Origin of the sequence: Ligilactobacillus salivarius DSM 20555 = ATCC 11741, assembly GCF_001435955.1 — a bacterium.
In the GTDB taxonomy this organism is placed as follows: domain Bacteria; phylum Bacillota; class Bacilli; order Lactobacillales; family Lactobacillaceae; genus Ligilactobacillus; species Ligilactobacillus salivarius.
In genome coordinates this window covers 1-243 of the sequence record NZ_AYYT01000058.1, presented here as the reverse complement: position 1 = coordinate 243, position 243 = coordinate 1, and the positions used below count along the sequence as shown (strand labels likewise).

At 31.7% G+C, this 243-nt stretch carries 1 protein-coding gene; it reads right to left on the bottom strand.

What is annotated here, in order from left to right:
- Nucleotides 1-243 (bottom strand): IS200/IS605 family accessory protein TnpB-related protein (locus FC55_RS09705; RefSeq protein ID WP_155512839.1); only part of this gene is annotated, 243 nt, incomplete at both ends.

Here is a 243-nt window from a genome sequence, read left to right as displayed (position 1 = left end):
CAACGTTGAGATGTATATTTAGCAGAAACTTCAACAACTTCACTATTGTGTAAGTGTGCTTTATAAGTTAGAAATTGTTCTAATTGATAAAAAGCCCATGATTTATTTTGATTACGCAAAGCTTTAGGTAAGTCAGTACGTTCAAAAGAAACACCGTTAAGGTTTTCTAAGACAAACAAAGTATTGGCACCATATTTTTGAACAAGTGTCTTAGACAAGCAATGATTAACATCACTTATCCAA